The 25,621-nt window shown below is 68.7% G+C and carries 23 protein-coding genes; 10 read left to right on the top strand and 13 right to left on the bottom strand.

Annotated elements, in window-relative coordinates:
• Window positions 1-250 precede the first annotated feature (250 nt).
• Window positions 251-2,797, top strand: a complete 2,547-nt coding sequence (locus ABZV93_RS17710; RefSeq protein ID WP_354936886.1) for an AMP-binding protein — start codon at window positions 251-253, stop codon at window positions 2,795-2,797.
• A gap of 10 nt (window positions 2,798-2,807) precedes the next feature.
• Here ABZV93_RS17710 and ABZV93_RS17715 read toward each other — a convergent pair whose 3' ends face one another.
• Window positions 2,808-6,509 (bottom strand): heparinase II/III family protein, encoded by a 3,702-nt coding sequence (locus ABZV93_RS17715; RefSeq protein WP_354936889.1) that lies wholly within the window; start codon window positions 6,507-6,509, stop codon window positions 2,808-2,810.
• A 229-nt stretch (window positions 6,510-6,738) separates the two neighbouring features.
• On the bottom strand, window positions 6,739-7,389 hold the full coding sequence (locus ABZV93_RS17720) for a phosphotransferase (protein WP_354936892.1): 651 nt from the start codon (window positions 7,387-7,389) through the stop codon (window positions 6,739-6,741).
• A gap of 587 nt (window positions 7,390-7,976) precedes the next feature.
• Between ABZV93_RS17720 and ABZV93_RS17725 the strand changes: the two genes are divergently transcribed.
• The 4 genes from ABZV93_RS17725 to ABZV93_RS17740 all read left to right on the top strand — a co-directional run bounded on the left by ABZV93_RS17725 (window position 7,977) and on the right by ABZV93_RS17740 (window position 10,903).
• The gene (locus ABZV93_RS17725; protein ID WP_354936895.1) at window positions 7,977-8,795 is read left to right on the top strand and encodes a hypothetical protein; all 819 of its coding nucleotides are present in this window, start codon (window positions 7,977-7,979) and stop codon (window positions 8,793-8,795) included.
• 285 nt (window positions 8,796-9,080) lie between these two features.
• Window positions 9,081-9,548: a class F sortase gene (locus ABZV93_RS17730; RefSeq protein ID WP_354936898.1), complete on the top strand. Its 468-nt coding sequence runs from the start codon at window positions 9,081-9,083 to the stop codon at window positions 9,546-9,548.
• A gap of 42 nt (window positions 9,549-9,590) precedes the next feature.
• Complete coding sequence (locus ABZV93_RS17735; protein ID WP_354936901.1) at window positions 9,591-10,187, top strand: sigma-70 family RNA polymerase sigma factor; 597 nt, start codon at window positions 9,591-9,593, stop codon at window positions 10,185-10,187.
• A complete protein-coding gene (locus tag ABZV93_RS17740) occupies window positions 10,187-10,903 on the top strand; it encodes an anti-sigma factor (RefSeq protein WP_354936904.1) in 717 nt (238 codons plus the stop codon). Before ABZV93_RS17735 ends, ABZV93_RS17740 begins: the two co-directional genes overlap by 1 nt.
• 259 nt (window positions 10,904-11,162) lie before the next feature.
• Here the strand turns inward: ABZV93_RS17740 and ABZV93_RS17745 are convergent, their stop codons facing one another.
• The gene (locus ABZV93_RS17745; protein WP_354936907.1) at window positions 11,163-12,278 is read right to left on the bottom strand and encodes a TerC family protein; all 1,116 of its coding nucleotides are present in this window, start codon (window positions 12,276-12,278) and stop codon (window positions 11,163-11,165) included.
• 323 nt (window positions 12,279-12,601) lie between these two features.
• Between ABZV93_RS17745 and ABZV93_RS17750 the strand changes: the two genes are divergently transcribed.
• Window positions 12,602-13,489, top strand: a complete 888-nt coding sequence (locus tag ABZV93_RS17750; RefSeq protein WP_354936910.1) for a zinc metalloprotease — start codon at window positions 12,602-12,604, stop codon at window positions 13,487-13,489.
• A 70-nt stretch (window positions 13,490-13,559) separates the two neighbouring features.
• The gene (locus ABZV93_RS17755) at window positions 13,560-13,871 is read left to right on the top strand and encodes a hypothetical protein (RefSeq protein WP_354936913.1); all 312 of its coding nucleotides are present in this window, start codon (window positions 13,560-13,562) and stop codon (window positions 13,869-13,871) included.
• Window positions 13,872-13,892: 21 nt separating this feature from the next.
• On the opposite strand, the gene ABZV93_RS17760 is transcribed toward ABZV93_RS17755, so the two are convergent.
• Window positions 13,893-14,951, bottom strand: coding sequence for a Gfo/Idh/MocA family oxidoreductase (locus ABZV93_RS17760; protein ID WP_354936916.1), 1,059 nt, complete (start codon window positions 14,949-14,951; stop codon window positions 13,893-13,895).
• 161 nt (window positions 14,952-15,112) lie between these two features.
• Here ABZV93_RS17760 and ABZV93_RS17765 point away from each other — a divergent pair, with 161 nt between their 5' ends.
• Window positions 15,113-15,373 (top strand): phage tail protein, encoded by a 261-nt coding sequence (locus ABZV93_RS17765; protein ID WP_354936919.1) that lies wholly within the window; start codon window positions 15,113-15,115, stop codon window positions 15,371-15,373.
• Window positions 15,374-15,400: 27 nt separating this feature from the next.
• On the opposite strand, the gene ABZV93_RS17770 is transcribed toward ABZV93_RS17765, so the two are convergent.
• From ABZV93_RS17770 to ABZV93_RS17790, 5 genes are all read right to left on the bottom strand, one after another.
• Window positions 15,401-16,645: a Gfo/Idh/MocA family oxidoreductase gene (locus tag ABZV93_RS17770; RefSeq protein WP_354936922.1), complete on the bottom strand. Its 1,245-nt coding sequence runs from the start codon at window positions 16,643-16,645 to the stop codon at window positions 15,401-15,403.
• Between the two features lie 165 nt (window positions 16,646-16,810).
• Window positions 16,811-17,431: a hypothetical protein gene (locus ABZV93_RS17775; protein WP_354936925.1), complete on the bottom strand. Its 621-nt coding sequence runs from the start codon at window positions 17,429-17,431 to the stop codon at window positions 16,811-16,813.
• A 212-nt stretch (window positions 17,432-17,643) separates the two neighbouring features.
• On the bottom strand, window positions 17,644-18,672 hold the full coding sequence (locus tag ABZV93_RS17780) for an acyltransferase domain-containing protein (RefSeq protein WP_354936928.1): 1,029 nt from the start codon (window positions 18,670-18,672) through the stop codon (window positions 17,644-17,646).
• A gap of 169 nt (window positions 18,673-18,841) precedes the next feature.
• On the bottom strand, window positions 18,842-19,291 hold the full coding sequence (locus ABZV93_RS17785; RefSeq protein ID WP_354936931.1) for a hypothetical protein: 450 nt from the start codon (window positions 19,289-19,291) through the stop codon (window positions 18,842-18,844).
• 11 nt (window positions 19,292-19,302) lie between these two features.
• Entirely contained in the window at window positions 19,303-19,950 is a 648-nt protein-coding gene (locus ABZV93_RS17790) for a GntR family transcriptional regulator (protein ID WP_354936934.1), read from the bottom strand.
• Window positions 19,951-20,111: 161 nt separating this feature from the next.
• Between ABZV93_RS17790 and ABZV93_RS17795 the strand changes: the two genes are divergently transcribed.
• Entirely contained in the window at window positions 20,112-21,416 is a 1,305-nt protein-coding gene (locus ABZV93_RS17795) for an MFS transporter (protein WP_354936937.1), read from the top strand.
• An 81-nt stretch (window positions 21,417-21,497) separates the two neighbouring features.
• On the opposite strand, the gene ABZV93_RS17800 is transcribed toward ABZV93_RS17795, so the two are convergent.
• The 3 genes from ABZV93_RS17800 to ABZV93_RS17810 are packed head-to-tail and all read right to left on the bottom strand — an operon-like array spanning window position 21,498 to window position 23,208.
• A complete protein-coding gene (locus tag ABZV93_RS17800) occupies window positions 21,498-22,418 on the bottom strand; it encodes a biopolymer transporter Tol (RefSeq protein ID WP_354936940.1) in 921 nt (306 codons plus the stop codon).
• Between the two features lie 13 nt (window positions 22,419-22,431).
• Window positions 22,432-22,974: a dihydrofolate reductase family protein gene (locus tag ABZV93_RS17805; protein ID WP_354936943.1), complete on the bottom strand. Its 543-nt coding sequence runs from the start codon at window positions 22,972-22,974 to the stop codon at window positions 22,432-22,434.
• Window positions 22,975-23,004: 30 nt separating this feature from the next.
• Entirely contained in the window at window positions 23,005-23,208 is a 204-nt protein-coding gene (locus ABZV93_RS17810; RefSeq protein ID WP_354936946.1) for a hypothetical protein, read from the bottom strand.
• Between the two features lie 157 nt (window positions 23,209-23,365).
• On the opposite strand from ABZV93_RS17810, the gene ABZV93_RS17815 reads away from it, so the two are divergent.
• Window positions 23,366-23,998 carry a TetR/AcrR family transcriptional regulator C-terminal domain-containing protein gene (locus ABZV93_RS17815; RefSeq protein WP_354936948.1) on the top strand — a complete coding sequence of 211 codons (633 nt, stop codon included), beginning with the start codon at window positions 23,366-23,368 and terminating at the stop codon, window positions 23,996-23,998.
• A 161-nt stretch (window positions 23,999-24,159) separates the two neighbouring features.
• On the opposite strand, the gene ABZV93_RS17820 is transcribed toward ABZV93_RS17815, so the two are convergent.
• Window positions 24,160-25,620 carry an AAA family ATPase gene (locus ABZV93_RS17820; RefSeq protein WP_354936950.1) on the bottom strand — a complete coding sequence of 487 codons (1,461 nt, stop codon included), beginning with the start codon at window positions 25,618-25,620 and terminating at the stop codon, window positions 24,160-24,162.
• Window position 25,621 lies beyond the last annotated feature (1 nt).

The following is a 25,621-nucleotide window of genomic DNA, read 5'->3' on the forward strand; positions in this document are numbered from 1 at the left end:
CTGGTGGCTCGAACGTTGGGCGGCGCGGCCCGGGGCGTGCAGCCGGTCGTGGGTGGGTGGTCACGGGTGGGTGGTCTCGACTGCGATGGCAAGCCCAGGAAAGGCTAACCTGGCTGAAGCGAGGTTAACCGAGACGACCCGAGGTGGCCGCACTCGGCCCCGGGATTTGATTTAGGGTTGCCTACCCTATTTACTACCTCGCGTGACAGCGAGCGCCGTACCTCTGGCCCCGTCACCGACCCTGCCCTGGGTGTCTCGGCTCGGGACCCACGGCTCCCGCCCGGCGCTGCGCACCTCCGTGGGCACGGCGGAGGGCCCCGTCACGTACGCCGACCTCGCCCGCCGGGTCGACGACTTCGCCGCGCGTCTCGCCGGACCGCGCCGCCTCGTCCAGGTCGAGGGACGCTCCACGGTGGACACCGTCGTCGGCTACCTCGCGGCTCAGACCGCGGGCCACGTGGTGCTGCTGGTCGCGCCCGGCGAGCCCGCCGCCCGGCTGCGGGAGACTTACCGCCCCGACATCGTGCTGGATCCTGCCGGAGGGGTCGAGGTCGTCCGCGAGACGTCCGATCACCAGCTGCACCCCGACCTCGCTCTCCTGCTCAGTACGAGTGGCTCGACGGGTTCGGCCAAGCTCGTACGCCTGTCCGCGGCCAACCTGGCCGCCAACGCCGAGCAGATCACCGCTGCCCTCGGAGTCCGCCCCGACGACTGTGCGGCGCTCACTCTGCCGATCACGTACTGTTACGGCCTGTCGGTGCTGCACACCCACCTCGCCGCGGGGGCGAGCCTGCTGCTCACCGACCTCTCCGTCGTCGACGACTGCTTCTGGCGGCTCTTCCACGCGGCCGGGGCCACGACCTTCCCCGGCGTTCCGCACACCTTCGAACTCCTCGAGCGCAGCGGCTTCGCCGAGCGGGACCTGCCGAGTCTGAGGTACGTGACCCAGGCCGGCGGCCGGATGGAGCCCGAGCGCGTCCGGCGGTTCGCCGAACTCGGCCGCACGCGCGGCTGGGATCTCGTCGTCATGTACGGCCAGGCCGAGGCGACGGCCCGAATGACCTGCCTGCCGCCCGATCTTGCCGCCGAGCACCCCGACACCGTCGGTGTCCCCGTACCCGGCGCGACGATCGACGTGGTGGACGGCGAGATCGTGTTCCGCGGGCCCAACGTCATGCTCGGGTACGCGGAGGAGCCGGCCGACCTCGCGCTCGGCCGCACCGTCTTCGAGCTGCGCACCGGCGACCTCGGTGAGCTGACTGACGACGGGCTCGTACGCGTCGTCGGCCGGCGCGCGCGCTTCGTCAAGGTGCTCGGGCACCGCATCGACCTCGACGCCCTCGAAGGCCGCCTCCGCTCGCAGGGACACGACGTACGGACCACCGGACGTGACGGGCTGGTCGTCGTCGCGTGCGATGTCGCGTCCGCGCCCGCTCGGGAGTCGCTGCGGCGCGCGGCCATGCGCGCATGCGGCGTACCACGCGAGGCGCTGCGGGTCGTCTTCGTCCGGGACCAGCCGCTGCTCGTGTCGGGCAAACCCGACTACTCGGCACTCCTCGCGCTGGCCTGCCCGTCCCCGGCGGGGGAGGGGCCCGCACTCACCGGGGAGACGGACGGGCGGGCAGTAGCCACTCTCTACGGCCGGCTGCTCCAGCGTGACGTCGAGGACGAGGCGACCTTCGTCTCCATTGGCGGCGACTCGCTCTCCTACGTCGAGGTGTCGATCCGGCTGGAGGAACTGCTCGGCCGGCTCCCGCCGAACTGGCACGTGACGCAGGTGCGCGATCTGGAGCTGCTGCGGCCGGACGGAAAGGGCCGCCGGCAGCGCGGGCCGGCCACCCTCCTCACGCGTACGACCTGGCGGACGATGGAAACGAGTGTCTGGCTGCGCGCCCTCGCGATCCTCCTCATCGTCGGCACCCACGCCGGTCTCTTCGCGCTCCAGGGCACGGCCAACGCCCTGCTGGTCGTCGCCGGCTACCAGGTCGCGCGCTTCCAGCTGGCCGACCCCGAGCGCCGGCGCCGGGCTCGCAGACTCATCGGTGCGGCGGTGCGGATCGCCGTACCCAGCCTCGTCGTCATCATCGGTGCGCATCTGCTCGGTGGCTACTACGAGACCCGCAACCTCTTCCTGGCGAACTGGGTGTTCGGCGAGCAGCAACTCGGTCCGCCGTGGCGGTTCTGGTTCATCGAGGCGATGGTCGTCGCGCTTGTCGTCGTCGCCGCCGTCAACGTCTCCCGCCGGGTCGTCGACCTGGACCGGCGTCACCCGTTCGGCCTGCCACTCGCACTCACCGTCGCGGCGTTCGTGCTCTTCCGGCTTCCGGTCCTGCCACTGCCGGTGCCCCGCATGCAGGGTTCGGCACTGGTCGTGCTGTACCTCTTCCTCCTCGGCTGGGCTCTGGAACGAGTGTCGACGCCGGCACAGAAGCACCTCATGACCGTGTTCGTGATCGTGACGATCGGCACCTTCTCGTTCAATCCGGCGCGGGACGGCCTCACGATCGCGTTCGTTCTGCTCATGCTGTGGCGGCCGGTGACACGGGTGCCGGGTGTTCTCGTACCGGTCGTCCAGGTGCTCGCGGCAGCGTCGCTGTACATCTACGTCATTCACTGGCAGGCACTCGAACTGCTGTGGGGACATCCGGTCCCGGCGTTCGCCGGATCCCTCGCGTCGGGGCTCGCCTACTGGTGGATCTGGACGCGCCCGGTCGCGACGGCCTGGGGCGGGCTTTCGCAGCGGATCTGGCAGCGGGTCCCCGGGAGCTCGTCGCGGGGACACAGAGCAACCACCTGAGGGTGGCCGGTCACGACTGCCACTCTCGGGTGTACGGAATGTCGACCCTGGCGCCTTCGGCCACGTCGTAGCGGAAGCCCTTTCCGAAGTCGTTCGGGTCGGCGTACCCGCGGACAGTGGTGATGTCGCCGATGTCGAGCACCACCGTGGTGTCGTCGGTGAAGCGGGCACCGTGGATGCGGTAGACGGCGTTGCGCGCGTTGGTGTCGGCGGTGGCCCGTGGGTTGACGGCGAAGTTCGGCGAGTTCGACTCGGGCCGCCAGGCGGGGGAGGAGACGTCCTCGAAGTCGGCGTTGGCGATGGTGGTTCCGGAGATGGCCAGGTCGTCGAACATCGCCGCGACGCCGAAGTTGCTGACCGCCTTCTTGCTGAGCAGGCGCAACGTGAGCAGGGCGCTGGACTTGCCGGCCAGCTGTCCGGTGACGTCGGCGGTGATCTCCCGCCACTGGCCGCCACCGGCAACGTCCTGTTCGGCTACGACAACGCCGTCGATCAGTACCTGCGCGAAGAAGTAGCCGGCGGTGGCTCCGGTGAAGTCGTCGTTCACCTTGACCGACAGCTGGTGTGTGGCGGCCTCGGAGACGACGATCTGCTGGCTCAGCGCGCCGAAGTCTCCCGCCTTGGAGGGAGTCCGGGACGGATACGCGATCCTCGCGTACGCCGACTGCGGCACCGTGACGTAGGCGTAGCTGCCGTCGAGCCTCATCTTGGCCGGGACTCCGGCGTCGAGCTTGACCGTGAGCTGGTTGCTGAACGAGAGGTCGCGGGTGAAGTCCCGTAGCTTGCCCGTCGCGGCGGTCGGCCCCTGCATCTGTGGTAACGGTCCCAGGAAGCTGGCTCCGTGGGTCCACGCGTATTCCGGCGTGCGGCCGCGAGTGGAGTAGATCCCGAACGAGCCGCGGAACCGGAGCTCCTGACGGTTGTCGAGATCGATCTTCAGCATCACGTCGGTCCGCAGCGAGTTGACGATGTGGTCGACGCGTCCGTTGGTCAGCTCCACGCGTACCGCCGTCGCCTCGTGCGGGGCGATCGCGCCGTCGACGGCCTGTACGGGCAGCGAGGAGATGGATCGCACCACCCGGCGGTCGACATAGGGTTCGACGAGCGAGACGAACTGGCTGGAGAGCTGTTGCCCTGCGGGAGCCTGCCGGTGGGCGATGAGATAGCGCAGCTTCGCCGGATTGCCCGGCTTGTTGCGCGGTGGCGTCCCGTCGCAGATCGCCACATCGTTCACGTCGGACAGCATGGTGAGCCGTAGATGGAGATCGGGGTCCGGGTCGTGTACGCCCCAGGTGTCCTTGACCTTCCAGTCGACGCTGAAAGGCCCGGCGGGGTTGGTGTCCCGGGACACGTTGTCCAGCCAGTCGAACCCGCTGGCGTTGGCGCGGGAAGGAGCGTTGTCGGGTGGCATGGCGACGTCCGGACCGGCATAGGTGCCCGTGGCCTGGTCGACGAGCGTGAGTCCTTCGGTCGTCGTGAGGCCCTCCGCAGCATGGAAGGAGAAGTGGTGATCGGTGCCGCCTGCGACGCGGAACACGTCCACGGCGTAGAAGTTGGTGTCGTCGACCTTCACCATCGCCGAGAGCCGGCGATAGGTACTCGTCTGCGTGTACGCCGCCCGCGCGGACGTGTCGCACACCTGCACTCGCTCGCCGGCCGCGAAGCCGTGCGGCGTGCCGACCCACTGCTCGGCCTGCGGCTTCTGGTCGACCACCACCGTGTTGTGCGCGACGGTGTTCTGGTTCCACTCCTGCGTGCGGATGCTGGCGTCGGCGAACTCCGGGTAGCCGAGGTCCGGCAGCAGGTCCACACCGAAACCGTGCATGCCGAGGTTGAGCGCGTCGAGGTGACCGTGCCCGGGCGTACGGCCGTAGTAGACCCAGAGGTCGCGCGCCCTGCTCCCCGTCCCATCCCGCAGCATGGCGATGCCGTAACCGGTGAGATTCTCGCTGGGAGGCTGCCACGTGCCGTGCTTGGCGATGACGTCGCGGATCCGTTGCTGGACCCCGGGAACGTCCGGCCTGAAGAGGTTGCCGTAGAGATCGTCGGTGCTGTTGCCGTTCATCAGGTACGCCATCTGGGCGTACTCGGGCAGGCCGAGCTTCTCGAAGAAATAGAAGAACTCGTTGGGGGAGCCGAACAGGCCGGGCCTGCCCGTCGAGCCGGTGTCGCCGATCTGCGGCACGTAGGCACCCAGCATCACCAGCGGATGCATGCCCTGGAACATCTTCGCGAACTTCGGGTGGTCGTACAGATCGGCTGCGGGGTAGCCGTCGTACCCGTCGAGGACGTCGGCGATACCACGGATGTGGCCGATCCACAGCCGGTTGTATCCAGGCGATGCCTCGTTGCCCATGCCGTCGCGGTCCACGACGTCGACCAGGGTGCGGTACACGTCGCCGCCTGACACGCGGTACTCGGGTGGGGGTCCCACGCCGCCGGTCCTGAAGACGAAGTCGATCCACTCCTTCGTTTCCGACGGTGCGTCGAGTACGACGCCGGCGAGGGTGACCGAGCGCTGGTGCATGCCGAAGTTGCCGCGGATCTTGCCGGCCTGCACGCTCGGATAGACCTGGCGCAGGATGCCGTTCTCGATGTTTGCCCGGATCGCGGCCGGGGAGTCCTTCGGCGCAAGGCCGTACTGCCTGGCCTTCTCCGACAGGAACGGCACCACGTCGGCCTCGTCGGCCGTGGCGATCGCCGGGAAGAGGGCGTCGTAGGCGTCACAGATCATCTGGGAGATCCCGGTCTCCCAGATGCAGCCGACCACCTTGCCCCTGCCACTCAGGCCATCGGAGTGAAGGTATCCGTCGGACCTCTTGTACGGCGAGGTGTCCATCGACGGGTACACGTCAGCGATCCGGTCGAGCAGGATCAGTCCCGCATGGGCGTACCTGACGTCCCCGGTGGTGATGAAGGCGTCGCGCAGTGCGGGAAGTCCGTTGTAGATCGAGGCGGCACCGGCATAGAGCGCGGTCGCGCTGTACCACACGACCCAGTGGTTGTAGTACGGAACGAACGTCCACTTGTCACCGTTGTCGTCGACCCATCCGAACCCGTCATCGACGCCCCAGGTGGGGCCCTTCTCCGGATACAACTCGTTCACCAGCAGGCCGGAGTCGGCGCGCGCCCGGGCGAATTCCCCGTGCTCGTTGAGGCCGCTCGCGTAGAACGCGCCGAAGTCGTTGGTTGGGTAGATCCGTGGCAGACCCGAGTCTTCCGGCACCGACGGGTCGATCAGCTTCCACGGCTTGTCCGGGTCGGTGAGCCACGGATAGTTGCCGAAGCGGTAGATGTCCTTGCCGGTGACGGGCGAGCCGAGATCCTGGTTCACGGCGTAGCTGCGAGGTAGTCCCTGCCCGGTGACCAGTTTCCACAGCCAGTCGTCGCCCTTGGCAAGAAGAGGATCGGCCTGGGCGGCCGCCGCGTCCCGGAGTCCCTTCGCCCAGTCGTACTGGTCGACATTGCGTCGGGCCGCGGCCACCATGTCGGCGGTGTAGATCGTCGCTCTGGTCTTGGTCGGCAGGTCGGTCAGAGTGGGCGACGTCCCAGTCGCGGCCGCGACCGCGGTCTGGGCCGCTGCGGCCGGATCAGGGGCAAGAGGCGGCAGCATCGCCGCCGAACCGAGGAACATGCCGTAGCGCAGGACATCTCGGCGGCTGGGTCGGAAGCCACCGCGCGATGGTGGCACGGGCTCGGCGAAACCGTTCATGGAAGCACCTCGGTTCTGTCTTCTCGACCGATGCGTCGACGGCTGCCGTTCGGCCGTCGGTCGTGGTGCACTCAGTTGGGTCGCATCGACTGGGCAGAGGCGGACGGCGCCTCTGGAGCCCGAAGGTAGACGCGGCGGATGTTTCGGGCAAGACCTAAAGTCAACACGTGACCGCACCGGGCCACGGGAGAGGGAGACACACCTGCGACCGGATGGCGTGCGCGGCCTCCTACCGAGACGCGGATGCGTGGACCAGATGGTCGTAGCGCGAGGTGATCCACCGGATCGCCCGCAGGTTCTGCTGGTAGGCCGCCGGGTCGGGCACCCAGCCGTGGAGGTTCCAGGCCGCGCCCCCGATCAGGGTTGTGAGCAGCAGTGGTACGACAGCGGCCTGCTCGCGTTCGGTCAGCGGGTGGACGGAGTGGTAGCCGGCGACGTAGTGCCGCAGCACCGCTGCCGCGGCGTCGGGATCGCCGTCGGCGATCTGGTCCCGGAGACGGCTGCCGAGGTACAGGCTGAGGTCGCGGACCCGCGGGCCGTACGGCAGGTGGTCGAGGTCGATGTAGCCGGTGACCTCGCCGTCATGGACGAGGACGTTGCCGACGTTGCAGTCGCCGTGGGTGAGCTGGATCGGTAGGTCCACGAGGGCGGCGCAGAGCCGGTCTCGCAGCGGATCGACCAGATCGAGCAGCTCCGTCGGCAGCTTGGCTTGTCGTACGGGTCGGTGCGGAGGTTGTCCGCGTTGTGGGCGATCAGCCCGTCGTCGGTGACCACCGGTGCGGCCACCGGTAGGCCGGCGGCCTGCAGATGACACAGCACGCGATACTCCTCGACCGGGCCGACTCCCGGCGGCCACTCCGGAAGATGCTTGAGGACCCACTTCCGTCCGTCCTCGCCGGTGACCTTCCAGATCGGGTTGCTGACCCTGTCCATCGGCTCCACTCGAGCCGACCCGACGACGGACTTCCAAGCCCGCAGAGCGGTGTGTTCGTCCATTCCGGCACGCTATTCAGCCGTCCTCGGTGGCCGCACGACGTTCACCGCGACCGAATCCGGCCACCTGCGCGTGGCCCGTCAGGCGATGAAGATGATCACCCGGCTTGATCGTACGCCCGGAGGACGAGCGCCATCCCGCCGCTGCCGACGCGCGGCCCCACCCGGTAGTGACCTGCGAACAGCCGACCGGGATCCGGTATCGCCGCAGCCGCGGCGCCGCGCTCGTCCTGGCCTGGATCTCCCCCGACAACTGCCATCGATCAGCCACCTTCTCGCCGGCCGCCGGCGCCTCCCAGTCCGCCGAGGCCGCTCGGCGGACACGTCGTATTCGTTGGCCGAAGCAGTTCGGATTGCCGGCAGGCCGGACCAAACCTCATCGCGGACGGTTCCGAAGTACGTGGCGAGCGGTCGTGACCGCTGCCCGGTGCGAAGGCGGCCGGGCCGAAGTACGACAGACAGTTAGGACCTCACATGCGAACCACTACCAAGGCGCTGGCGACTGTGCCGGCGGCGCTGGGGCTGGCGTTGTTCGGCGCTTCGGCGGCGTCAGCGGCCTCACTGCATGACCACGCGCCCGACCGGACGTTCCACATGAAGCTGGCCGACACGATGGGCAACGACAGTGGTTCCCGGGCCGAGGCGACGATCCAGCTCAACGGCGACGCGCTGACGGTGATGATCAACGGCACCGGGTTCACGCCCAACCAGCCGCACGCCCAGCACTTCCACGGCTCGTTCAGCGACAACAAGAACTTCACCTGCCCGACGAGCAGCGCGGACAAGGACGGTGACGGACAGGTCACCACCGAGGAGGGCCTGCCGATGTACGGCGACGTGATCGTGTCGCTGACCACCAAGGGCGACACCAGCCCCAAGAGCGGCCTGGCGGTGGACCGGATGCCGATGGCCGACGCGCAGGGCAACCTGCACTACAAGCGGACCATCCAGCTGTCCCCGGGCGCGGGTGAGAAGCTGCGGAACCTGCACATCGTCCAGCACGGGCTCGACGCCAACGGCAACGGCACGTACGACATGGAAGCGCTGGGGGAGTCCACGTTCGCCAAGTCCCTCGGGGTGAGCGGGATCCCGGAGGAGGCCACCAACCCGGCCACCTGCGGCACGGTGTCCGGCGCGGCGGCAGGTGCGATGCCCACCGGCGGGGTCGAGACCGGCAACGGCTCCACCCAGGGCCCGGAGGCTCTGGGCGCGATCGGGCTCGGCGTGGCCGCGCTGGCCGGAGCCGGTGGCGCGTTGGCGTACCGCCGCCGCGTGGCAGCCTCCACCCGCTGAGGCGTGGGCCGAACACCGATGGACGAACGGCAACGAGCAGGCGGCGGCCGGAGCAGGGTGGCCCTGGCCGCCGCCGTCGTCCTCGCGATGGTGGGGGTGGCGCTGCTGGGGTACGCATGGTCGAGACAGGAACCGGCGCCACCCGCTCCCGCGCGTGCCGTCGGCACCGACGAGCCGACGCCAAGGCCAACGCACACAGCGGAAACGAGCCCCAAGGCGGCACCGCGGCCGCCTGGTACGCGGGCGCGCCCAGGTGATGCCTACCAGCGTCCCACCGGACCGGTCATGGACGCCTCGGCGCCGGTCCGCATCAGTATCCCCGCCCTGCACGTCAGCACCTCGATCATCCGGCTCGGGCTCAACCGCGACGGCACCATGCAGGTCCCACGCGGGCCGGGCAGGGCCGGGTGGTACGTGCACGGCCCCACGCCAGGTGAGCTCGGGCCCGCCGTGATTGCTGCGCACGTCACCTGGAACCGCAGACCGGACGTCTTCTTCAAGCTGGGCGCGGTGAAGCCCGGCGACCGGGTGAAGGTTTCCCGACGCGACGGCAGCACCGCGGTCTTCGAGATCACCAAGGTCGAGCAGTACGCCAAGCAGGACTTCCCGACCCAGGCCGTCTACGGGACCACCGACCATGCCGCCCTGCGGCTGATCACCTGCGGCGGCGTCTTCGACGGCGAGAACAACCGCTACCTGGACAACGTCGTCGCGTACGCCCGGCTGCTGCCCGGTCGACCCGTCCACCACTGAGTCGCGCCGGGTGTTTGCGCAGTGTCAACGGAAGGTGGACAGGTGCCGGAGGCGGCGGAGCGGTTCAGCGCGGCGGATCCTCCACCGGACTCCCCGGAGGATCTTCTGGTACGGGTGGGCCACGGTGACGAGCGGGCGTTCGAGGAGCTGTACGGCCACCTCGTCTCCCCGGTTTTCGGCCTGGTCGTGCGGATCGTGCGGGATCCGGCGCAGGCGGAGGAGGTCACCCAGGAGGTGTTCGTGGAAGTCTGGCGAACCGCCGGCCGGTTCGATCCGAATCGCGGCTCCGCCATGGCCTACGCGGTGACGCTGGCGCATCGGCGCTCGGTGGACCGGGTGCGCTCCGTGCAGAAGTCCACCGACCGGGAGCGCGCCTCCGCGATCTCGGAGCAGACGCCGGCCTTCGACGTGGTCTCGGACCAGGTGGAGGTACGGCTGGAACGCGAGCAGGTCCGGCGGTGTCTGGGATCCCTGACGCAGCTGCAGCGCGAAGCGGTGGACCTGGCCTACTACGCCGGTTACACCTATCGCGAGGTCGCCGAGATTCTGGGGGCGAACGTGGCCACTGTCAAGACGCGGATGCGCGACGGACTGATCAGGCTTCGGGACTGCCTCGGTGTCACGAACGGAGCACCATGATGAACGCTTTCGACGTGCACACCCTGGCCGGCGCCTACGCCCTGGACGCCGTACCGGCCGACGAATGTGAAGTCTTCGAGGCGCACCTGCGGAAGTGCCGGGGATGCCGGTCCGAGCTCGACGAGTTCGGCGAAACGGCGGTCCGGCTCGCCGCCGCGGTTGCCGTTCCTCCTCCTGCGCGGCTCAGGGAACGCGTGCTGGAGCAGGTGAGCTGGACCCGCCAGCTCGCCCCGGTCGTCTCCCGGCCGGGCACCCACCGCGGCCGGCTGGGCCGCCGGTTGTTCGCTGCCGCGGCGGCCGTGGTGTTGATCGTGGCTGCCGGCGTCACCGGCGTCCAGATCCACCAGCTGCAAGGTCGAACGGCTCAGCAGCAGCTGATCACCTCGATCGTCGCCGCGCCCGACGCGCGGAGCATCCACGGCGGAATCTCACGTGGCGGGCGTCTCACGCTGGTGTTCTCCCGGCGCCAGGCCAGGACTCTGGTGATCGTCGACCATCTTCCGCCACCACCGAAGGGGCATGCGTACCAGATGTGGCTGCTGGACAACGGGACCGCGCGGTCGGCCGGCATGCTCGACGTCTCGGCTCCCGCCCAGCTGACCCGGGTCGTCAAGTCGTCGTTGACAGGTGCGGACGGCTTCGGCCTCACCGTCGAACCCCGAGGCGGCTCTCGTCGGCCCACCACGCCGACCATCGCGCATCTTTCCCTGAGCTGATCCGAGGTGAGCGTCAGTGTCGATTCGCTCGCCCTCTCCGACGAGGATGGGGGAAAGAGAGGTGATCCTCGCGGCACGGCCGCGCCGACCCCGTCGTTCCGATCGAGCAGAGCCGGGGCTATGTCCGGGCCGCGACCGCCGCCGGTGACCACGCGAGTCTGGTCGAGGTCGACGGGGACCACTTCGCCCTCATCGATCCGAACTCACCCGCCTGGCACACGACGATCGGCTGCCTGCCCGGACTCAGCACCTCCACGCGTCACCGATCTCCCGACTGAGCGGGCTGCTTGCTGTCCGGTCGCGCCGGATCACCAGTGTCGTCCTCGGAGTTCGCCCTGGTGGCGCCACGCCGGACCGCGATCTGGCTGGTGAGCGTGGTCACCGCGAGGACGGCGACGATCACGCCGAGGGAGAGCAGGGTCGGGATCTCCGGAACCGACGGCCACTGCAGATGTGCCCAGTGCAAGCCGAGCTTGACGCCGATGAAGGCGAGGATGACCGCCAGCCCGTAGTTGAGGTGCACCAACTTCGTCAGGGCCCCCTGGAGTACGAAATACAACGCGCGCAGGCCCAGGAGGGCGAACGCGTTGGTGACGAACACCAGGTAGGGGTCTCCGGTGATCCCGTACACCGCGGGAACGGAGTCGACGGCGAACACGATGTCGACGGACAGCACCGCCACGACGGCCAGCGCCAACGGCGTGAGGGCGCGGCGGCCGTTCACTCGCCCGAGCATCCGCGGGCCTTCGTACTCCGTGGTGACCGGCACGAAGCGCCGGACCAGTCGCACGCTCCGCAGAGCGTCCACGTCCACGTTGTGACTCGGTCCGGCCATCGCGTCCTTGAGGATCTTCACCGCCGTGACCACGAGGATGAGGCTGAAGACCAGGAACGTCCAGTCGAACCGCTCGAGCGCCGCCGCACCCAGGGCGATGAAGATCCCCCGAAGTACCAGCGCACCGACGATCCCGTACATGAGGACCCGTTGCTGGAGCGCCTGGGGGACGGCGAATGCCGCGAGCAGGAGCATGAACACGAAGAGGTTGTCGACGCTGAGCGACTTCTCCACGAGGTAGCCGGTCAGGTACTCCACGCCGCGATCGGCCCCGTGCTGCCACCACACGTAGACGCCGAAGGTCAGCGGAAGGGCGACGTAGAAGGCCGACCACCGCAGCGCCTCGCGCATCGACACCTTGTGCGGACGCCGCGTGAGTGCCAGGTCGAGCGCGATCAGGCCCAGGATCGTTCCGAGAGTGACCGCCCACAGCGTCGGCGTGCCGATCGTGTCGATCGCCGAGTTCGCGGCGCTCGTGGGCACGGACTGTGCGTAGGTCAGGTGGCCGAATACGGGGGATTCGGGCGAAGTTGCGAGCATGCAAAAACCTCCATCGGTGGACTCCGACGAAGGTCTTCCTCAGCTGGCGCGCTCCACGGGCCGGGCAGAAGCCGTATTGACGACACGTGGCAATGGAGGTACTCCCCTTCGGGAGGCAGACTAACAAACCATCCAGCCGGCCGCCCACCGCGGATCGCCCTGGATTGACACGGGTCGCTCGGTTAAGTACCCCGAAGGTAAGCACCACCTCCCCGGACGAGACAGGGAACGGGTGACCAATGAGCTCCGACGGCGAAACGAACGGTTCGAGCACCGACCCGACACAGCCCGGCGACACTCCGACGGTTCGCCGGTGCGCGACCATGGACGTCCACCGCCGCCTCCTCTCGACCAGCGCGGACTACGTGCGCGCCCGGGACCTGATCGAGAACGAGACCATGCGCCTGGTCCGCGGCGCCACGGGCCGGGACGGAGTGACGCGCATTCCCGTGGTCGTGCACGTCGTCTGGAACACAGCGGACCAGAACGTCCCCGACGCGCAGGTCGCCTCGCAGATCGAGGTGCTGAACCAGGACTTCCGGCGTACGAACGTCGACGTGGACAGCGCGCCGCCGGCGTTTCTTCCGCTGGCCAGTGACGGCCGCGTCGAGTTCTTCCTGGCCGAGACGGCGCCGGACGGGGCGCCGACCACGGGAATCGAACGCCGGCAGACGACGGAGTCCTCGTTCGGCGACGACGACGCCGTGAAGTCGTACGACTCAGGCGGTCTCGACGCCTGGCCGGCAGACACCTACCTCAACCTCTGGGTGTGCCCGCTGGGCGGAGGGTTGCTCGGGTACGCGCAGTTTCCCGGCGGACCGCCGGAGACCGACGGCGTGGTGATCCTGCACTCGGGGTTCGGCACGAGCGGCACCGCTGCCGCGCCGTTCGACCTCGGTCGTACGACGACCCACGAGGTCGGCCACTGGCTCAACCTCAACCACATCTGGGGAGACGACGGCACCGGATGCTTCGGCACCGACAACGTGTCCGACACCCCGAACCAGGGAGGCCCCAACTACGGCAAGCCCACCTTCCCGCACGTCAGCTGCAGCAACGGGCCGAACGGCGACATGTTCATGAACTACATGGACTACGTCGACGACGCCGCCATGGTCATGTTCACGGCCGGGCAGGTGGCGCGTATGCAGGCGTGCCTGGCCGGTCCGCGAAGCTCGATCGGGGCCGAGGAGCCTGTCCCGTCGGGATGACCCCGCCTCTGGGCGATACTGCGGGGGAGCAGGCTGTCTCACCCCCCCGACGAGGGAAGGTCCGCCGACGATGAGCGCGCCCGATGAACCGTCCTCGGTCCGAGGCAGCTGGACGCACTCCTTCGAGGAGGACGACTCGGGACTCGAGGTGTATCGACCGACCGAGACCTTCGCGTTTCCCCCGGCGCGCAGAGGCCGCGAACGGCTCACCTTCGACGGTGAGGAGGTGGTCGTGTCGGTTCCCGGCCCGGACGACCGGTCACGACCGCGTACGACGCTCGGCCGCGTAGGCCCGGATCGGTTCGGCGAACCGGAAACCGGGGCCGAGACCCTCGAGATCGTGGAGGCCACGCCGGAGATCCTCCGGATACGCCGGAGCTGACTCAGGCCGGACGCCCCGGATCTACAGCTCGACCACCTGGCCGGTGGCGATGGACTCGTCCGCGGCCATCACGATGCGCAGGCTCGTCACGGCATCGTCCATCTCGCTGCCGAGGTCGAGATCGTGGTTGATCGCTTGGAGTAGGTGCCGTTGCTCCTTCTCGCAGAGCTCGTCGTGGCCGGGTTCGTCGGCCATGGCGATGCGCTCGTCGCGCAGGTCGTACGTGCCGCCAGGGGACTTCTCGGCGTGGTGCCACAGGATCTGGTTCGTCCTGGTGTGCGTGTTGATGTCGTCGGAGCGGACGGCGACGTCGCCGGCGGCCATCACGATCGACACCGAACCCTTCGGCCCCACGACATCCTTGACGAAGAAGGCGGTCTCGCTCATCATCGGGCCCCAGCCGGCTTCGTACCACCCGACCGAGCCGTCGGCGAAGGTGACCTGCAGCATGCCGTAGTTGTTCAGTGGAACCTCGTCGGTGAGCCGAGCGCCGATGGCGTGCACGCGCACCGGCTTCGCGGAGGTCATCTGGCACATCACGTCGACGTAGTGCACCCCGCAGTCGACGATAGGTGGGAAGCTGCTCATCAGCCGCTTGTGCCAGTCCCAGGTCTCGCCGTTGGACTGCTGGTTGAGGTTCATCCGGAACACCAGGGGAGTGCCGAGCTGACGGGCGATCTCCACGAACCTGGTCCACGACGGGTGGCGGCGCAGGATGTATCCCACGACCAGCTTCCGACCGGTACGCCGCGCGGTGTCGACCACGGCCTGCGCCGACTCGACGGTCTCGGCGAGTGGCTTCTCGACGAAGACGTGAGCGCCGGCCTCCATCGCCTGGATGGCGTAGGCGGCGTGGGTGTCCGGGAGCGTGTTGATCGAGACGACGTCCGGACGGAGCTCGGCCAGTGCCTCGTCGTAGCTGGTGAACCTCTTCGCGTCCCTGAGCGGCTCCGGCAGGTCCAGGTCGTTGACGTGCCGGGTGCACACGCCCACCACGTCGTACTCCGGAATCCGGGCGTAGGCCAGTGCGTGTGACATGCCCATGTTTCCCAGCCCGACCACCAGAACCCGATGCCTCACGGTCCACCTCGATCCGGTACGCCCGCCTGTGCGGCTGTCGATGGGTGCATCGCTCACTTTGCCGCCGCCCTCGCCGCTCGGCAACCTCCTGAGACCGTCCGAAGAAGGCTGCCGCCCCTCCTACCGAGCCGGTTTCCCGAAACACCTGTCGTCCGGCGACCGTGACCCTCAAGCGCGGCCAGACGAACGAACTGGAGTTGTGGGCCTGGCACGAGGCGGCGGTTTCGGGGGACGTGCGGGCCGCCCGCAAGGACTGCACGCGGGTCATGTACGCCGTGGACGGCAAGCCGGTGGCGCGCTGTCACCTCGACCACGCGTGGCCGTCCACGTTGGAGGTCGGCGCGCTCAAGGCCGGCCCGGCCGAGGCGCTGTACGAGACGGTCACGCTCATCTGCGAGCGTCTCCACCGGCTCGCGCCCTGACGCCCCAGGGCTTACCGGATGAGGATCTCAGGTGGTCCGGGCCTGGACGTCCCGCGGCACGGTCACGGTCACGTCGTCGTACTTGCCGTCCAGTACGTCGTCGAAGTTCACCCGCTCGCCAAGCGTGGCCGAGACGTACATCGAACGCACCAGTGCCAGGGACAGCAGCGCCTCCTCGGTCGTGACCAGCGGCTGCCGCCGGTCACGGATCGCGGCTGCGATGTCGTCGTACTGCCGAGTGTGGCCGGCGGCGAAGGTGTCCGCCTGATTGCGGCTGCCCGCGAACTCGTCGCCTCCCGTACGGGGGCCGAGCAGTGTCTCGACCTGGTTGCCGATGGTCTTCGCCTCGCGGAGGTTCTCGGAGACCTCGCCGTCGCCGGCGTGGAAGTAACGCAACTCGTCGTTGTCCTGGATCGCCGAGCCCAACGAGCCGTGCACCTGCAGCCGCGCGGTCAGCCCTGGATAGGCAGCGGTCGTCATGTGGATGACCGCGAGGGCTCCGGACTCGAACCGCACGGTGGCGGTCGCGGTGTCCTCGATCTCGATGCGTTCGTGGTCGAGCTGCCCGATGTGGGCGTAGACCTCGACCGGCCGGCCGCAGAACCAGCGCAGCAGGTCGACGGTGTGGATTCCCTGGTTCATCACCGCGCCGCCACCGTCCAGTGCCCAGGTGCCGCGCCAGTCACCGGAGTCGTAGTAGCCCTGACTGCGGTACCACGCCATGCTGGCCACGGCGGAGGTGATCCGGCCGAACCTTCCGTCCGCGATCGCCGCGCGGATCAGCGCGCTTCCCGGGTCGAAGCGGTGCTGGCTGATCACCGAGACGACCTGGCCGGACCTCTCGGCTCGCGCGACGCGTGCGGCGAACTCGCGGCTCTTGGCCACCGACACGTCGAGTGGCTTCTCGATGACCACGTGCAGTCCGGCGTCGATCACCTCGAGCGCGTTGTCGATGTGGTAGCCGCTGGGGGTGCAGATCACGGCCAGGTCCACGGTGCCGGACTCGACCGCCTCGGTGATCGAGTCGTAGACGACCGGTCCGGTGGCCCCGAGCTCGGCCACCCTCCGCGCGAGCCGCTCCGACGCCGTTCTGTCGACGTCCACGAGCGCGGTCACGGCGAAGCCGGGGTGCTGGGTGAGCACTTCGGCGTGCAGAACGGCGATCACGCCACACCCGATGATCAGTGCGCGGACGGGGGCATCGGTCCGTTCCGGCGCGGACTGGCCCGACCCGGCCCGGTCCGTCGCGGTGGTCGATGGGGGTGTCGTCACGAGACGTCAGTCCTGTCGTCGTTGTGTAGCGAGCGTTCGACTCCGGCATCAAAGGGTATTCATCGTACTTCTCGCAGCCGACCCCGCTGTGCCTGGCTTCGGCCAGGCCGACCGCTCTTGGCCTCTGCGCCGGTCCCTGGGGGCTGCCGACACCACTCGAGATCTTCAGTTCGGCCGTCGGGGGGAGGGAGGAGGGGGAAGTGGTGAGCCGTCGATGATGTGTAGAACGTCCTCGATCACGGGCTCGGTCACCGGAACTCGCGGGATCCTCAGATCGAGGCAGATGCGGGTGACCTGTTCCATGAATTCTCGGAGCGCCCGCACGTTTCGCCAAACCGAGATGACGCGGAGCGCATTCTCCTCGCGGTAGCAGACGTGATAGAGCCGCTCAGGGGGCTCGCCGTGCCCGGCTTCACCGAGCCGCTTCATGATCTCTTCGTACTGGCAGACGTCCATACCAGGCGGGCCGAATTTGATCAGAAGGCATCCGGGCGGCACGATTCCCGTCCACGGCGGCCTGATGATGATGTAGACCGGCCACACGTCGGCCTCCAGTGGCTTTCCTCCGAGATCCTCAAGAATCGGTACGAGTGTCGCGGCGAATTCCTGGAAGTGTCGCGCGGAGTCCCAAACGTCGACAATCTTCAGCTGATCCGGACGTCCGTAGCAGATGTGGTAGAGGCGACCCGTGGGCGAGCCCGCGCCGACACTCTCCAAACGTACGAGGAGTTCGTGGTACGCCTTCTCGCACAAAAGGTCCTGGTCCCACTTGAGCAGGTCGGTCACGTGTCGTGCCTTCTGCGAGCCGTCCGCAGGTCGGCGAAAGTTCGCTTCGAAAGGGTGTGGCGGCTCGTGACAATTACGAGCAGCTCTCCTCAGCTCCCATGATTCCACGGGCAGTGGAAAGCGCGAGTCTGCCGCCGGATGCGCCGAGCTGGCGCGTGCGCCCGGCCACTGCGCGCCGGCTTCCACCGACATCAACGCGCGATGTCGGCGGCTCAGACCGGGATCCAACCTGTCTGGTTGTACCAGTGCCCGCCGCGACGAAGGTGGGTGACAACGGCTCGTTGCAGGGTCGTGGTCCGGGGGAGTTCGTCGAGCAGTTCCGGAGGCACCTCGTCGCTCTCGTAGCGTCGGTGGAAGACGTTTTCCAGGGGTGCCCAGTCGGCTTGCTCGCGATCCACGAAGGTCCGGAAACGTCTTTGGAACCTGACGATGTTCGAAGTCTCCGGGAGATAGTTCGCCAGTTGCTCGTCCATGAGCCAGGAGTGGCAGCCGAACGCGCCGACTCGTTCGGGGAAGCGGTGCGGGAAGAAGCGCACGGCCATGGCGAACGACGTGTCGCAGGCGGCCGGATCGAGCGGGCCGCCGTCGGCCGGAACGTGGGTGTTCAGCCCGCTGTGACCCGCGCGGAGCACCGCATGGTCCGGCGGTTCGGGCCTGGGACGCTGACGGTCGAACGCCAGTCGTCCGAGCCGGTAGGTGACTCCCCGGAAGACCCGCGGCATGCCCCACGTGGCGTCCAGCCCGCCGGCTCCGGTAAGCCTTCTGGCACTCGCCATCTCGGTGCCCAGCGCGGCCAGGCTGGCCCAGGAGATGTCGTCCGGCACATCGTGCCGGGCGTGGTAGCGGCGTACGTCGGGCAGGACCGCGAGGCATGCCCAGACCAACAGGTGGCGGCCGGCGGAACCGGTGTGCTGGGGGAATGCCGGCCAGCCACCACCAGCCGGTGGCGTGCCCATGGTGGACCGCAGGTCGTCACAGAGCCGTCCCATGATCCACCACAACTCCGGGTGCGCCGCCGGGTCCGGACGGGCTCGCAGCGTCGTGGCGCGGTCGATCGACGCGACGCCCAGTCTCGTGAGCAACCTGTCGGCCTCGTCGTCGTCCGGAAGCGCCGTTCGCGGCGAGCCGTCCCGGCCGCCGTGCAAGGTGCGCAACCACCTGAGTGTCGGCTCGGGAAGGTGCAGTCGTTGCTGTACGTCGTCGATGTCGAGCGAACTCCGCGGCGATCGACCCGAGCACATGGCCACGCCCCTCCCTCATCCGTGCCGGCGGCCAAGTCTCCGCGTCCTGGAGGACAAAGAACAAGTCTTGTATCCACCAACCACCGCAGCGAAGATGGACGCGGCGATCTCCCACAGGAGCGTTCGGACTGGCCGGCTGGGCAGACCCTGAACCGGTCCGAAGCCGGCTTCAGGAAGGGCCTCGTTCGATGTGGTCCGGCTCGGGGTCGACGGTGAACCGGACCGCATCGATGGTCGTCATGCCGCTGAGCCATGCCTTGGCGAGGCGATGCCCGCCATCCATCAGGCGCCCGTCAGCCGACAAGATCACCGGGTAGCTCAGATCGGCCTTCTGAATGCGGTCGGCGTGCCGGGCGACCATTCGGCAGGTGACCGGCATACCTCCGAACCAACAGTCCTCGTCGAACTCCTTGATGGAGTCGATCGGTACCGACTCGACCGGAAGGCCGGCGGCGAGTTCCCAGAGACGTTCGGTCAGGTAGAACGCTCGCCCGCCAGGCACGGGCCTCGAGTGTCGTTCAGGCATCGCCCCATGGTCGCAGCCAGGACGTGCAAAGGCCCCATCCGGCGTGATGGGCTGCGCCGCCGACGCCGGTCCGCGACCGACCGGATGCGGCACGGCTCGGGCTGTCAGCTCCGGCCGCGTCCCGGCTTGCGCGTTCGGGCCATGGCCAGGCGGAGGTGGCGACGGGCGAGCGCGGCGGCGGTTCTCGCGTCGCCTGCCTCGATCGCGAGGTAGAGCTCCCGGTGCTCCTCGTACACCGGCTCCAGGTCGTCGTACTGGCCGAGCAGCCAGCGCATCCGGCCGGCAAGGGAGGTGGAGATCTCGGCGAGCAGCGAGTTGCCCCCGGCTTCGATCATCGCCTCGTGGAAGTCGGCGGCGGCACGTCGAGCCGTGGTCGCATCACCGCGAGCGGTCGCACGGCCCTGCAGGTCGAGACTGCGCTTCATGCGGCGCAGGGCGTTCCGATCGCGGAGTTCGGCGGCGCGACGAACGGTGAGTGGTTCGAACGCGAGCCGGACCTCGTTGAGTTCGGCGATGTCGCGGTTGGTGAAGGATCGGACGGTCATCCAGGTGTTTCGCCGGGGGACCGCCAGACCTTCGCCGGCGAGGGTGTGCAGGGCCTCGCGCACCGGCACGCGGCTGATGCCGAGCTCTGCCGCGAGGTCGCGCTCGACGAGGCGGGAACCCGGGGCGCGGACGCCGTCGACGATCTGCTCGCGCAGTACGCGCGCGACCCGCGCCGACTCGCTCTCGTCCTCCGCGCGGTCGCCCATCGCGGCATGGTACCGGTGTAGGCGGCGCCTTCGGCGGTCCGCGGCAGGTCGTCGCCTGTCGTGTCCGCTGGGGTGGCCGGTCGTTCCTTTGGTATACCATTTGCGAGGTCGTCAGTCGGCGCGGAGAGTTCGGTGGCTGTGAAGCAGCGAGGAGGCAGCGGGTGTTCTCGTCGCTGCGGCGTTATCCGTCGTTTCGGCTGCTGTGGTTCTCGAACCTGTTCTTCTTCGGCGGTGCGTGGACGCAGACGCTGATCCTCGGCTGGTTGGTCTACGACCGGACCGGGTCGGAGTTCCTGCTGGCGGTCTTCACCGCGGCACGGCTGGCCCCGATGATGCTGGGTCCGATCAGTGGGGTCGTCTCCGATCGGCACCACCGGCCGAGCCTGCTGCTCGTCGCCGCGGGATGGGCGTTCGTCGCCGTCGCTGCCGTGGCCGCGTTGGCGTCGACGGGCCACCTGCCGTACTGGGGAATGGTCGTCGGCGGTCTGTGTATCGGCCTCGCACAATCACCGTCGCAACCGGCACGGTCGACACTGGTGATGGATCTCGTCGGGCGAGAGAACCTGAGCAACGCCAACGCGCTCAACTCCATCGTCATGAACATGACGCAGATCGTCGGGCCGGCCGCCGGCGGGGTGATGATCAGCACCCTGGGAACCTCCACGGCACTGTGGGTTTCGGCGGCGTGGTTCCTGCTGTCCTGGCTCCTGCTGTGGCCGCTGCGGAAAGTGGGCAGCGCTTCGTCGCCTCTTCCGGCGTCGGTGGCGCACGGCGGACCGGGGGAGTCCCTGTGGAGCTCGGCCGTCGGCGGGTTGCGCGCGGTCACGAGGAACCGGCTCGCCGCGGCGGCGTTGCTCGTCACGCTTGCCGCCAACCTCACCCTCTGGCCGCTCTACCAGTCGTTCATGCCGGTGTTCGCGCGTGATCTGGGCCTTGACGCCACCGGACTCGGCTGGATGCTCACCTGCGGTGGACTCGGCGGACTCGCCGGGTCGCTGGTCATCGCGGCGATGGGTGACTTCCGGTTCAAGGGTGGACTCTTCGTCGTCGGCACGGCGGTCTGGGGAGTGCTGTGGACGGCCTTCGCCCTGTCGCGGTCGGTACCCCTGTCCTTCGTACTGCTCGGCCTCGGCGGGTTGGGGAGTTCGGCGTTCGGTGTCCTGCAGACGACGCTGCTGTTGATGATGACCGAGCCCGCGGTGCGAGGTCGCGTACTCGGCCTGCAGGAGTTGACCATCGGCGCCCTGCCGCTCGCCACGATGGTGCAGGGAGCCACCGCCTCATTGTTCGGCGTACGGGCGACGGCGTTCGTCGGATCGCTTTCCCTGGTGGCATTCCTGCTCGTGCTGGGTACGCGCGTGCCGGACCTGCTCCGTTACAGCGGCGCGGACCGCCCGAACCCACCGCCGCCGACGCATCCCCTCAGGACCGGTTCGGCACGCGTCCCGGTCTGCGACCACGAGTAGGCTCGACCCGATCATGGGACGGCTACCTGGTCTGCAACCTCGGCATCTGAATCGCGACGAAGTGAGCAGTGAGCCCGCTGCTCAGCTCTCGATGGGGTAGGCGACGTAGGCGATCCGGGCGCTGTCGGGAGACCAACTGTTGACGTTCAACGATCCCTGGCCGCCGAAGAGCGAGTAGCTCTGCACGGGCTGGTCCCAGTCGTCCACCGAGACCAGCCGGATCTCGACCGGCAGGTCGGCCGGGTGGCCCGTGGTTCCTGACGGGAACACGATGTAGGACGCCCAGCGGCCGTCGGGTGACAGGTGCGGGAACCAGTCGACGGTGGAACTGGTCGTGAGGCGCTGCAGTGGTCCACCGCCATCGGGCAGGCGGGCGATCTGGGCGTGCCCGGGGGTGGTCGTGAAGGCCTCGGTGTTGAAGTAGATCCAGCTTCCGTCGGGCGACCACTCGGGTCCGTCCAGGTGGCCGGATCCGGTGTCGAGGACGGTCACGGTGTGGTCGGGGTTCAGGATCGCGAGCGCTCCCGGCCGGCTGAAGTCGTCGATCTGTACGTACGCCAGCCGGCGGCCGTCGGGTGACACGCCGTGCAGAAAGTGCCGCTTGCCGTCGTTCGGCGTGAGCTGGGTGACCGGCCCGCCCGTCAGCGCGGCGCGATAGATGTGGGTGTCCGTGGCGGAGAGGTAGAGGTGTTCGCCGTCGGGGCTCAGAACGTGGTCGTTGTTGAGGCTGACCGGTGGGTCGAGCACGATCCGTTCGAGACCCTGCTCGGGGTGGTGGACGTCGAGCGTCCACGCGGCGCCCTCCCCGTTGACCACCAGGTGCCGGCCGTCGCGGGTCCAGTTCGGTGCCTCGATGAGGATCTCGTCGGTCTCGAACAACAGGTGGGGAGAGGAGAGGTCCGGTCCGGCGACCCACACCTGCGACCGCTGACCGGCTCGGTGTGTGCGGTGACGGAACTTCTCCTGCTGGGCGGTGTCCTGCCGATCGGCGCGTGGTGTCATGGCGGTCCTTTGGTCACTGTCCAGGTTGTGTCCCGCGAGTGTAGGTGTTCTCGACCGAGCCGTCGGGGAGCGCACGTGTCGAGGTCAAGGTCAGGTTGCGGCGACCCGCCGACGGTACGGAGAAGGGCACACCCCGCCCGAGGAGCAGCGGGAGAACGACCACACCCAGCGAGTCGACGGCGTCCAGGGCCAGGAACGCGGCCAAGGTGCGCTGCCCGCCGACCAGGTGGACGTCACCGCCCAGATCGCTGTCCTGCATGGTCTTGAGCAGGAGCTCCGGGGTCGACACCGCGACGACGTCGGAGAGGGCACCGTCGGGCAGTGGCTGCGAGGTGAGGACGAAAACACGGTGCCCGGGCCACGGCCATCGAGGCGCGCCCAGCCCGGCCTCGAAGGTGTTCCGGCCGATCAGCACGGCCGTACAGCCCGCGATGAAGTCGGGATGTCCGTGCGAGACTCCGGGGACGAACGTCGGCATCAACGCCTGCGAGGGCCAACCCTCCTCGGAGGCGATGAAGCCGTCGACGCTGATCCCCAGATGTGTCTTGATCTTCATGCTCGAACCTCTCCTGTAGCGCACCAGGTGTCACGCGGGGCCCGGGTCCTCGCCGGCGGCCTTCACCAGCCGGGAGCCGACCTCGACCTGCTTCCACACGGCGCGGCTGACGCGAACCTTCTCCTCGCGGCCGTCGTCGTGCCGAATCGTGACCCGACGGTACAGATTCGACCCGTCCAGCAGCGCGCGAGACTTCTTCACCACCACGGCGGTCCACGCCGCGTCGTTGCCCATGCGGTCCTCCATCACCCTCGGAGCGGATCTCGATGGTTATCGGCGATAACCATATGAGGTGCCGCGACTCCGGGCAACCCCGGCGGGCCCCGGCTGGGACGCAGGCGCACGACCACGCACGGTCGCCCGGACCCCGGGGTGGGGGTACCGTCTCACCATGCCGCACCCCAAGCGCATCGACCGCGCTGCGATCGTGTCGGCGGCGATCGAGATACTCGACGAGCGAGGCCTCGATGCTCTGTCCCTGCGTGCGATCGCGGCGCGGCTCGGCGTACGGCAACCGGCTCTCTACCGCCACGTGGACAGCAAGGTGGACTTGCTCGCGGACGTCGCGGCGGAGGTTCTCGACCGCTGGCACACCGATCGCGTTCCCGGTGACCGGGAGCCGTGGCAGGACTTCCTTGGCAGGAACGCTCGCAGTCTGCGCCGCGCCATGCTCTCCGTCCGCGACGGTGCACGCCTGATGGCGACGGCCGGCCCACGCAGCCCGAGCATCGACAACGCGATCGCCCAGGTCGGCCTGCTCGAACGCAGCGGCTTCGCAGGCCCGGACGCGATCCTGGCCTTCATCGCCGTCTCCCGCTACACCATCGGGGCCGCCCTCGAACAACAGACGGCCCGCGACGGCTCCTCGATCGTCTTCCCGACCGAACGGGCTGACAAGAGCGCCATGCACCTGGCGGAGGTGGTAGCCGACCTCGCCGACCTCGGTCCGGAGCACGAGTTCGAGGTCGGTCTCGCCGCCCTCATCCGCGGTCTCGGCCAGTTACTCGACAACCCGACCGGCTGACATCTTGATGGGCACCACGCGGCGTCCCCGGCCGCAGCGGTTCCCGGTTGGTCGGTTTCGAACAGCAGCCGCGATGCCCGGGAGGTCCGGCCCCGCGACCCACACCTGCGATCGCTTCCCGGCGCGGAGTGTGCGGTGACGGGACTTCTCCTGGCGGGCGGTCAGAATCGCAGATCGTCCTGCAGATCGTCCTGCAGATCGTCCTGGAGGTCGTCGGCACCAGCTTCCGCGGCGCCCAGGAGGCGGCGGGTGAGGGCGTCGCGGTCGGACAGCAGTTCGTCCGCGGCGGCGCGCAGATCCTCAGGTGCGGCCTCGTCGGCGCCGCGTTCGGCGGACAGCAGGGTCGCCCGGCGGACGAGCTCCTTCGCGAATGAGGCGGTGGTCCCGTCGGTGCGGGTCACGAGTTCGGCCAGCGCCTCGGGTGGCAGCTTGAGCTCAGGGCCGTACAACTGGATCAGCCGGGCTCGCCCGGCGGCGTCCGGAAGCGGAATCTCGACCGCGAGGTCGACCCGGCCTGGACGTTGCGCGAGGGCTGGTTCGAGCAGGTCGGCCCGGTTGGTTGTGAGCAGGAACGCCACATCCACGTCGTCCTCGATGCCGTCCATCTCGTTCAGCATCTCAAAGAGCAGCGGATTCTCCATCCCGGGGGCGAAGTCGCGGGCCTCGGCGACCAGATCGCAGTCCTCCAGGATCACCAGCGCGGGTTGCAACATCCGGGCCAGGGCACACGCCGAACCGATGAACCCCAGACTGGTGCCGGTAAGCAGCACCACCGTGAAGTCGGGCAGCCGGGACAGGAGGTACCTGAGCGTGTGGGTCTTGCCGGTGCCGGGCGGACCGTAGAGCAGCACGCCCCGGCGCAGTTGCTGGCCGGCGGCGCGGAGCCGATCTCCGTGCCGAGCCACCCCGAGGACCTGGCGCTCGACCCGCTCCAACAGTCCGTCCGGCAACACGATCGCGTCCCGGCTCATGCTCGGCCGCCGGTGGAACGAGATCGGTCCGGACCCTTCCTCGAATGCCCTGCCCGGGCTGACCGAGACCACCTTGCCGCGGAACACGTTGCGCTCCCGCATCAGTCGCTCGACCCCGGCCAGGAGCCGCTTGGCCGAGTCCCGGGACGGCGCCATCACCTCGACCCGGACCTGCGGTGGGCCGTGCATCTCCCCACTCCGCAACAACACCGCCGTGCGCTCGTCCCCGTCGACGCCGAGGAAGAAGCCGAATCCCACACAGGCCAGCTCCTCGTCCACGGAGACCGGCAGATGGACATAGTCCACCGGCCCCACCCCGTAGGCGCCGTGTCGTTCGGCCATCTCCAACAGCTCCGACAGGGTGTTGCTGGACCGGTGCCCACCACTGACCCCGACCAGCTCCCGACTGCGGCCGCCGGTGGCGAACCATGCCTCCAACCCCACGTGCACGTTGGCGTGGTCGTACGCCGGATACGTCGCGGTGACCACCGGGATCTCGAGCGGATCCTGGCCCAGATGCTCCCGCAGCCGTCCCACCAGCGACGGCCGACCGGCCGCCTCCAGTTCCCCGTGCACGATCTCGTCCAGGAACCGCCGAAACAGCCGACCGAACTCGACGACCTCTCCATGCTCGAACCCGTCGTTTCCCACA

It is taken from the genome of Actinopolymorpha sp. NPDC004070 (assembly GCF_040610475.1).
Taxonomy (GTDB): Bacteria; Actinomycetota; Actinomycetes; order Propionibacteriales; family Actinopolymorphaceae; genus Actinopolymorpha.